The organism is Modestobacter sp. SYSU DS0657 (assembly GCF_054050925.1).
On sequence record NZ_JBJHAG010000051.1, the window covers coordinates 1 to 8,874 of the forward strand.

At 74.6% G+C, this 8,874-nt stretch carries 7 protein-coding genes and 1 tRNA gene; 3 read left to right on the plus strand and 5 right to left on the minus strand.

The window, feature by feature from the left end; genetic code table 11:
- The first annotated feature begins 301 nt into the window (after positions 1–301).
- Positions 302–1,570: an aspartate kinase gene (locus ACI79A_RS19440; RefSeq protein WP_457085403.1), complete on the plus strand. Its 1,269-nt coding sequence runs from the start codon at positions 302–304 to the stop codon at positions 1,568–1,570.
- Positions 1,567–2,598, plus strand: a complete 1,032-nt coding sequence (locus tag ACI79A_RS19445; protein WP_457085404.1) for an aspartate-semialdehyde dehydrogenase — start codon at positions 1,567–1,569, stop codon at positions 2,596–2,598. The genes ACI79A_RS19440 and ACI79A_RS19445 overlap by 4 nt, the downstream gene beginning before the upstream one ends.
- A gap of 45 nt (positions 2,599–2,643) precedes the next feature.
- Here the strand turns inward: ACI79A_RS19445 and ACI79A_RS19450 are convergent, their stop codons facing one another.
- The 5 genes from ACI79A_RS19450 to ACI79A_RS19470 all read right to left on the minus strand — a co-directional run bounded on the left by ACI79A_RS19450 (position 2,644) and on the right by ACI79A_RS19470 (position 8,190).
- Complete coding sequence (locus tag ACI79A_RS19450) at positions 2,644–4,449, minus strand: S9 family peptidase (protein WP_457085405.1); 1,806 nt, start codon at positions 4,447–4,449, stop codon at positions 2,644–2,646.
- A gap of 27 nt (positions 4,450–4,476) precedes the next feature.
- Positions 4,477–5,559 (minus strand): hemolysin family protein, encoded by a 1,083-nt coding sequence (locus ACI79A_RS19455; RefSeq protein ID WP_457085406.1) that lies wholly within the window; start codon positions 5,557–5,559, stop codon positions 4,477–4,479.
- A complete protein-coding gene (locus tag ACI79A_RS19460) occupies positions 5,556–6,944 on the minus strand; it encodes a hemolysin family protein (protein ID WP_457085407.1) in 1,389 nt (462 codons plus the stop codon). The genes ACI79A_RS19455 and ACI79A_RS19460 overlap by 4 nt, the downstream gene beginning before the upstream one ends.
- Positions 6,945–7,046: 102 nt before the next feature.
- Positions 7,047–7,123 (minus strand) — tRNA-Pro (locus ACI79A_RS19465).
- A 161-nt stretch (positions 7,124–7,284) separates the two neighbouring features.
- Positions 7,285–8,190 carry a metallophosphoesterase gene (locus ACI79A_RS19470; RefSeq protein ID WP_457085408.1) on the minus strand — a complete coding sequence of 302 codons (906 nt, stop codon included), beginning with the start codon at positions 8,188–8,190 and terminating at the stop codon, positions 7,285–7,287.
- 66 nt (positions 8,191–8,256) lie between these two features.
- Between ACI79A_RS19470 and ACI79A_RS19475 the strand changes: the two genes are divergently transcribed.
- Positions 8,257–8,709, plus strand: coding sequence for a GatB/YqeY domain-containing protein (locus tag ACI79A_RS19475; protein ID WP_457085409.1), 453 nt, complete (start codon positions 8,257–8,259; stop codon positions 8,707–8,709).
- Positions 8,710–8,874: the final 165 nt, after the last annotated feature.

An 8,874-nucleotide genomic window follows, 5' to 3' on the forward strand; every position in this document is an offset into this window, starting at 1 on the left:
CCCCCCCCCCCCCCCCCCCCGCCGGCCCCCCCCCCCCCCCCCCGCCCCGCCCCGCGGGCCCCCCCCCGCCCCCCCCCCCCCCCCCCCCCCCCCCCCCCCCCCCCCCCACGACTGTGCCGGGGCAGGTGCGCTGGGGCCAGCCAGCCAGCCAGCCAGCCAGCCAGCCAGCCAGCCGGCGGCGCACACCCGCGCGCCGTGCGGGCGGTCGCCCGTCGTCCTCCCCATCCCACCTGCTGGACAGCAGCGGCGGCCGGCGACCAGCGGCGGCGGCTCCCGGCGACGGCGCCGGTAGCCTTGCGTCGTGGCCCTGGTCGTGCAGAAGTACGGAGGCTCCTCCGTCGCGAACGCCGAGCGCGTGAAGCGCGTCGCCGAGCGCATCGTCGAGGCGAAGAAGAACGGCGACGACGTCGTCGTGGTCGTGTCCGCCATGGGCGACACGACCGACGAACTGCTGGACCAGGCCAGCCAGATCACCGCGGACCCACCGGGCCGCGAGCTGGACATGCTGCTCACCGCCGGCGAGCGGATCTCCATGGCGCTGCTGGCGATCGCCATCTCCACGCACGGCTACGAGGCGCGGTCGTTCACCGGGTCGCAGGCGGGGGTCATCACGACCTCCAGCCACGGCAAGGCCCGGATCATCGACGTCACCCCCGGCCGGCTGCGGGACGCGCTGGACGACGGGTCGATCGTCATCGTCGCCGGGTTCCAGGGCGTCAGCCAGGACACCAAGGACGTCACCACCCTCGGGCGAGGCGGGTCGGACACCACCGCGGTCGCGGTCGCCGCCGCCCTGCGGGCGGACGTCTGCGAGATCTACACCGACGTCGACGGCGTCTTCACCGCCGACCCGCGGATCGTCCCGAACGCCAAGCGGCTGGAGACCATCACCTACGAGGAGATGCTCGAGCTCGCCGCCTCCGGGGCCAAGGTGCTCATGCTCCGCTGCGTCGAGTACGCCCGCCGCTACGGCATCCCGGTGCACGTGCGCAGCTCCTACTCACAGCTCCCCGGCACGATCGTGGCCGGCTCGATGGAGGACCTCACCGTGGAACAGGCGATCATCACCGGCGTCGCGCACGACCGGAGCGAGGGCAAGATCACCGTCTCCGGGGTGCCCGACCGGCCCGGTGAGGCGGCGCAGATCTTCCGCGTGCTGGCCGACGCCGAGGTCAACATCGACATGATCGTGCAGAACGTCTCCGCCGAGGCCAGCAAGCTGACCGACATCTCCTTCACCCTGCCGGTGAGCGACGGCCCGACCGCGCTGGCCGCCCTGGAGCGGGTCAAGCACACCGTCGGCTACACCGACGTCAGCTTCGACCAGCACATCGGCAAGGTCTCCCTGGTCGGTGCCGGCATGCGCTCGCACCCGGGCGTCTCGGCGAAGTTCTTCGGCGCCCTCGCCGACGCCGGGGTGAACCTCGAGCTGATCAGCACCTCGGAGATCCGCATCTCCGTCGTCTGCCGCGACACCGACGTCGACCTCGCCGTCCGCGCGGTGCACGACGCGTTCGACCTCGGCTCGGACCAGGCCGAGGCAGTGGTCTACGGAGGTACCGGGCGATGAGCCGTCCACTGCACCTGGGGATCGTCGGCGCGACCGGCCAGGTCGGCGTGGCGATGCGCTCGATCCTGGCCGAGCGGAACTTCCCGCTGGCGTCGATCCGGTTCTTCGCCTCCGCCCGTTCGGCCGGCAGCACGCTGCCCTGGGGCGACGGCGAGATCGTGGTCGAGGACGCCGCCACCGCCGACCCGACCGGGCTGGACGTCGCGCTGTTCTCCGCCGGCGCCTCGACCTCGCGGGCCCAGGCCCCCCGGTTCGCCGCGGCCGGCGTCACGGTGATCGACAACAGCTCCGCGTTCCGCCGCGATCCGGCGATCCCGCTGGTCTGCAGCGAGGTCAACCCCGGGGACATCGCGCTGGCCGCCGAGGGCCGGATCATCGCCAACCCGAACTGCACCACGATGGCCGCGATGCCGGTGCTCAAGCCGCTGCACGACGAGGCCGGGCTGACCCGGATCGTGGCCAGCACCTACCAGGCCGTCTCCGGCTCCGGTGTCGCCGGCGTCCGGGAGCTGCACGGGCAGGCGGTGGCCGTCGTGGAGAAGGCCGACGCGCTGGCCTACGACGGGTCGGCCGTGGCGTTCCCGGACCCGGGCGTCTACGTCGCGCCGATCGCGTTCAACGTGCTGCCGATGGCCGGCTCGGTCGTCGACGACGGCTCCTTCGAGACCGACGAGGAGCAGAAGCTCCGCAACGAGAGCCGCAAGATCCTCGGCATCCCCGAGCTGCGGGTGTCCGGCACCTGCGTGCGGGTGCCGGTCTTCACCGGGCACTCGCTGTCGCTGAACGTGGAGTTCGAGCGCGAGCTGAGCGTCGCCCGCGCGACCGAGCTGCTGTCGACCGCGCCCGGCGTGCAGCTGGCAGACGTCCCCACCCCGCTGCAGGCCGCCGGCACCGACCCCAGCTACGTCGGCCGGATCCGCCAGGACGGCGACCGCGGGCTGGCGCTGTTCGTCAGCAACGACAACCTGCGCAAGGGCGCTGCCCTCAACACCGTGCAGATCGCCGAGCTCATCGCCGCCCAGCGCTGACCCCGGTGGGGCAGAAGAGGCCGTTTCTGCCCCACCGGGCAGCCCTCAGGGCTGCACGTGCCGCAGGGCGAAGGACAGGGCGACCTCGACCTGGCGGATGGTCTCCTCGATGACCAGGGAGCCGTGGCCGGCGTCGAAGCGGTACACCTCGTGCGCCTTGCCCTTCTCCACCAGCGCGTCGATGTAGTTGTCGATCTGCCGGATGGGGCAGCGCGGGTCGTTCGCCCCGGCGACGACCAGCACCGGCGCGGTGACGTCGTCGACGTAGGTGATCGGCGAGGACCGCATGTACACGTCGCGGACCTCCTCCGGTGACCCGCCGAACAGCGCGCGGTCGTAGGCGCGCAGCCCCTCCATCTCGTCCTCGTAGGCGGCCAGGTAGTCCGCGACCGGCACCTCGGCGATCCCGGCGGCCCACCGGCCCGGCTGGGTGCCGAGTCCGAGCAGGGTGAGGAACCCGCCCCACGAACCGCCGGTCAGGAGGGCGCGGGCCGGGTCCACGACGCCCTCGGCGACCAGGGCGTCGAAGACGGCGGCGACGTCCTCCAGCTCGGTCAGGCCGGGCCGGCCGGTCAGGGCGTCGCGCCACTGGCTGCCGTAGCCGGTCGAGCCGCGGTAGTTCACGTGCACCACCGCGTAGCCGGCGTCGACGTAGGCCGCCCGGCGAGCGCGGTAGGAGTCGTCGTCCTGCGACTCGGGGCCGCCGTGCACCAGGAACGCCGTGGCGTACGGGCCCTCCCCGGCCGGCCGGACCAGCAGCGCGTGCACGTCGCCACCCGGACCGGGCACCCAGCGGTCCTCGACCGGGTAGGCGGCCGGCGGTGCCTCGCCGGGCGCGGCCAGCACGACCGGGCCGTCGGCCCGGCGGATCACCGGCGGCTGCTCGGACGACGACCAGGCCAGCTCCACCGTGCCGTCGGGTCGCACCGTGGCCCCCCGGACGACGCCCTGCGGGGTGTCCAGCTGCTCCAACGACCCGGAGCCGAGGTCGTAGCGGTACAGCTCGCTGCGTGCGGCGTGGTCGTGGCCGACCAGCAGCGCCGAGCCGTCGGGGTACCAGCCGGCGGTGACGTCACCGGGCAGATCCAGCACCAGCTCGGTCTCCTCGCCGGTGGCGACGTCCCAGATCAGCAGCTCCTCGCGGCCCCGGCGCTCGTGCCCGACCAGCAGCCGCTGGTCGCCCGCCACGGGGGAGAAGCTCAGCGCGTGCAGCCCCCGGCCCTCGCCGTCCCACGTGTCGGCGACGACCGACAGGTCACCGGTGCGCAGCACCCGCAGCGCCGGGTACCGGGGGTCACCGTGCTCGGAGTGGGAGTACACGAGCAGCGCGTCGTCGCGGGACAGCGCGTCGACCGACGCCGGGTCCGGCGAGGTGTAGAAGACCGCTGGGGCACCGCCGGACGGCACGATCCACAGCTCGCTGCCCTCGTCGGTGGAGCGGCCGATCGCGACCACGGTGCGGCCGATCTCCAGGCCCGCCGGGTAGGCCGGCCCCACCTCGGGGACGGCGACCTCGTCGGCGCCACCGGCGAAGGGCTGGACGCGCCAGACGCCGAACTCGTCGCCGTCGGTGTCGGCGAACCACCAGATCCGCTCGCCGTCCGGGCTGATCGTGGCCGCCAGCGTGCCGTTGGGCCGGTCGGTGACCTGTCGGTGGCCGTCGGTCTCCCGGTCCCAGGCGTACTGCTCGACGACCCCGCTGGCGTCGGAGGCGTACACGTTGCGGTGCGGCGCGTCCTCCGCCCAGTCCGGCAGGCTGATCCGCGGCGCACGGAAGCGGGCCTGCCAGCGGGCGGTGACCTCCGGCGGCAGCGCGGGGGCGGGAAGGGCTGGGTTCGGCTCGGCGGTCACCGGGTCATCCTCCCCCCGCCGCGCTGCTCACCTCCCGCCGGCGCCCGCCCCGGCCGCCTGCGCCGGCAGCCGCGCGGTGTCCACGCCGGCGTCGCGGACGTCGCCGATCAGCTGCTCGAGCACGTCCTCCAGCATCACCACGCCGAGCGTCCGGCCGTCGGCGACGACCCGGCCGAGGTGCGCACCGCTGCGGCGCATCGCCTGCAGCACCTCGGGCAGCGGCTCGTCGGGGGAGAGCTCCACGAAGTCCTTGACCGCGCTGCCGGGCACGGGCTGGTCGCGGTGCGACGGGCCGGCGTCCAGCACGTCCTTGACGTGGACGTAGCCGGCGAGGGCTCCGTCGGGCCGGCACAACGGGTAGCGGGAGAAGCCGTGCTCGGCCACCACCTGCTCCAGCTGCCGGGGCGTGGTCTCCCGGGGCACGGTGATCAGGTCGTCCAGCTGCAGCAGCACCGACCGGGCGTCGTTCTGCTCGAAGGTCAGCGCCCCGGCGGCCAGCTCGCTGACCTCGGTGCCCAGCAGCCCCTCCCGCCGGGACTGGGTGATCATGGAGCGGATCTCCCCGGCGTCGAAGCTGGCCGACACCTCGTCCGTGGGGGTGACCCCGAACAGCCGCACGAAGCCGTTGGCGACGGTGTTGAAGAACCAGATGAGGGGCTTGAGCACCCGCACGAGCACGGCCAGCGGCGGGCCCAGGGCGATCGCCGCCCGGTCGGGCCCGGCGATGGTGATGTTCTTCGGCACCATCTCGCCCAGCACCATGTGCAGCACGGTGACCAGCGAGAGGGCGATCACCAGCGCGATCGGGTGCAGCAGCGCCTCCGGTACGCCGGCGGCCTCCAGCGGCGCCTCGATCAGGTGCGCGACGGCGGGCTCGCCGATCGCCCCCAGGCCCAGCGAGCACAGCGTGATGCCCAGCTGGGCGCCGGCCATCATCTGGCTGACGTTGTGCATCGCGGCCAGCGTCTTCCGGGCGCGCACCGACCCGGCCTCCGCGCGCGGCTCGATCTGGTCGGCGCGGGCGGAGACGAGGGCGAACTCCGCCGCGACGAAGAAGGCGTTGCCCAGCAGGAGCGCGACCAGGACCAGCAGGGCCAACCCGTCGCTCATGCCCGGGCCACCTCTCGCTCGGGCCGGACGGCGGTGGCGCCGGCCGGTCGTACGGCGCCATCCGGGGGCGGGTCGTCGTCGGGGCCCGCGCCGTCGGTCGGGACGGGCACGGCGCGCAGCCGGGCGATGCGCCGTCCGTCCACCTCGTCGACGGTGAGCCGCCAGCCCTCGATGTCCACCGACTCACCCTCCTCCGGGAGGTGGGCCAGCTGTTCCACGACGAACCCCGCGACGGTCTCGTACCGCCCCTCGGGCACCGCGATGCCGGTGCGCTCGCGCAGCTCGTCGGGGCGCAGCAGGCCGGAGACCAGCCAGTCGTCCGCGACGCGGCGCAGCTGGCGCAGCGGCCGGTCGGTCTCGTCGGCGATCTCCCCGACCAGCTCCTCGACGATGTCCTCCAGGGTCACGATGCCGTGCGTGGCGCCCCACTCGTCGACCACCAGGGCCAGCTGCAGCCCCTGCTCGCGCAGCAGGTCCAGCAGCGGGTCCAGCCGCAGCGACGACGGGACGGCGAGCACCGGCTCGGCCAGCTCCCCGGCGGTGCGCTCGAGCCGGTCCTCGTCGGGGACGGCGACCGCGTGCTTGACGTGCACGACGCCGGTCACCTCGTCGAGGTCGGCGCCGTAGACCGGGAAGCGGGAGTTGCCCGACCGGATGGCGGCGTCGATGACGTCGGCCGCGGTCGCCGACGAGCTCAGCGTCCACAGCCGCGTGCGCGGGGTCATCACGTCGGTGGCGAACTTCTCCCGGAGCCCCAGGGAGCGGGCCAGCAGCCGGGCGGCGACGGGGGAGAGGTCGCCCTCCTCGGCCGAGCGCCGGGCGACGGCGGCCAGGCCCTCGGCGTCGCGGGTGTCGTCGAGCTCCTCCCGGGGCTCGAACCCCAGCCGGCGGACGATCGCGTTGGCCAGCCCCTGGAGCGTGCGCACGACCGGGCCGGCCACCGTGGTGAACAGCCGCATCCCGGGGGCGACGACCGAGGCGGTCGGCAGCGGCCGGGCGATGGCCAGGTTCTTGGGGCCCAGCTCGCCGATGATCATCTGCAGGAACGTGGCCAGGAAGATGGCCAGCGCGATCGCGATCGGCGTCGTGGTGCTCTCCGGCAGCCCGAGGGCCGTCAGCACCGGCTCCAGCAGGCCGCCCAGGGCCGGCTCGGCGAGGAAGCCGACCACCAGCGTGGTCAGCGTGATGCCGAGCTGGGCCGCGGACAGCTGGGTGGACAGCCCCCGCAGCGCCGTGACGACACCGGCGGCGCCGGTCACGCCGGCGTCCGCGGCCTCCTCGGCCTTGCCCCGGTCGACGGTGGTGAGGGAGAACTCGGCCGCGACGAAGAACCCGGTGAGCGCGGTCAGCAGCACGGCTGCCAGCAGGAGCAGCCATTCGGTCACCGAGGGGCGGTGCCCGCAGGGGGCCGGCCGGAAACCGTGCCGTGCCGTGACCTTCCCCCGGAACGCACTCAGGGACCGCCGGATGGGCGGTCCCTGAGTGACTGGTCGGGGTGACAGGATTTGAACCTGCGGCCTCGTCGTCCCGAACGACGCGCGCTACCAAGCTGCGCCACACCCCGAGGTGCGTCGACAACTGTAGCCGATGCCTGATCGAGCTCAGCGGCCGCCTTCGGCCCCGCTGCAGGGTCCCACCGCGAGCCTGCGAGTGGTGGGGGCCAGGCCCCGTCCAGGGCACCGCCCTGAGCGTGCGAAGGGTGGGTGGGACGGGGTCCTTCGCCCGTCAACGGGCGGTGAGAGTGAGCAGCGTGGCCTCGGGCGGGCAGGCGAAGCGGACCGGGGCGTACGGGCTGGTGCCCAGCCCGGCGGACACGTGCAGCCAGGTGCCGGTGGGGTGTTCCGGGGTGGGCTCGGCCCAGCGGTGCAGCCAGCGCACGTGCGCGCGGTCGATGCCGCAGTTGGTGACCAGCGCGCCGTAGAACGGCACCCGGAGCTGGCCACCGTGGGTGTGCCCGCACAGCAGCAAGTCGTAGCCGTCGGCGGCGAACCGGTCGAGCACCCGCGGCTCGGGGGAGTGCACCAGCCCGATCCGGACGTCGGCGGTCGCGTCCGCCGGGCCGGCGACCTCGTCGTACCGGTCCAGCTTCAGGTGGGGGTCGTCGACGCCGGCGAAGGCGATCCGGGTGCCGGAGACGGTGAGCGCCCCGGTGTCGTTGGTGAGGTCGAGCCAGCCGCGGGCAGTCATCCCGTCGCGCAGCTCGCGCCAGGGCAGCTCGTCGCCGTGCACCCGCTTGTGATCGGTCTTGAAGTACTTCAGCGGGTTCTTCGGCCGTGGGGCGTAGTAGTCGTTGCTGGCCAGCACGAAGGCGCCGGGGAGGTCCAGCAGCGGGTCGAGGGCGCGCAGCGTCGGCGGGACGGCGTCCATCCCGGCGAGGTTGTCGCCGGTGGTGATCACCAGGTCCGGTGCCAGCGCGGCCAGCCCGGCGACCCACTCCTGCTTGCTCCGCTGCCCCGCGGTCATGTGCAGGTCGGACAGCTGCAGCACGCGCAGCGGGGCGGAACCGGGCGGCAGCACCGGGACGTCGAAGCGGCGCAGCGTCCAGCGGGTGCGCTCGACCAGGCCCGCATAGGCGACGGTGGCCGCGCCGGTGGCGAGCACGGCGGTGGGGACGGCGGTGATCGCGCGCATCCCCCGAGCCTAGGGGCCGGGGAACTGCGTCGCCGCCGTGGTGGGCCGGGTGGCAGGCTCGGCACCGTGGCTGAGCTGAAGGAACGACTGCGCACCGACCTGACCACCGCGATGAAGGCCCGCGACGAGCTGCGCACCGCGACGCTGCGGATGGTGCTGGCCGCGGTCTCCGCCGAGGAGGTGTCCGGCAAGGAGGCCCGCGAGCTGTCCGACGACGAGGTGCAGGCGGTGCTGCGCCGGGAGGCGAAGAAGCGCCGGGAGGCCGCCGAGGCCTACGCCGGGGCCGGCCGCGCCGAGCAGGCCGAGCGCGAGCGCGCCGAGGAGGGCGTCGTCGCCGGGTACCTCCCCGCCCAGCTCGCCGACGCCGACCTGACCGCGCTGGTCGCCGACGTGATCACCCGCACCGGGGCGTCGGGGATGAAGGACATGGGCCGGGTGATGGGCGCGGTGCAGGGCGCCGTCGCCGGGCGCGCGGAGGGTGGCCGGGTGGCCGCCGAGGTCCGCCGACAGCTGGGCTGAGGGCGCCGGGGCGCACCGGCGGCCGAGCACGAGGGCCCACCGACGACGGCGGGGGCGGGGCCCCCGGGCCCGCCCCCCCCGGCCGTGCCTGGGTGGGGTTACCCCCGGGCTCCGCCGGGGGGTGCGGCCGCCGGGGGGGCGCCCGCCGCCGGAGTGCCGCCGGTA

Coding starts and splice junctions, on each gene's coding strand:
- ACI79A_RS19445 (WP_457085404.1), top strand. CDS start 1,567: ATGAGCCGTCCACTGCACCTGGGGATCGTCGGCGCGACCGGCCAGGTC.
- ACI79A_RS19455 (WP_457085406.1), bottom strand. CDS start 5,559: ATGAGCGACGGGTTGGCCCTGCTGGTCCTGGTCGCGCTCCTGCTGGGC.
- ACI79A_RS19470 (WP_457085408.1), bottom strand. CDS start 8,190: ATGCGCGCGATCACCGCCGTCCCCACCGCCGTGCTCGCCACCGGCGCG.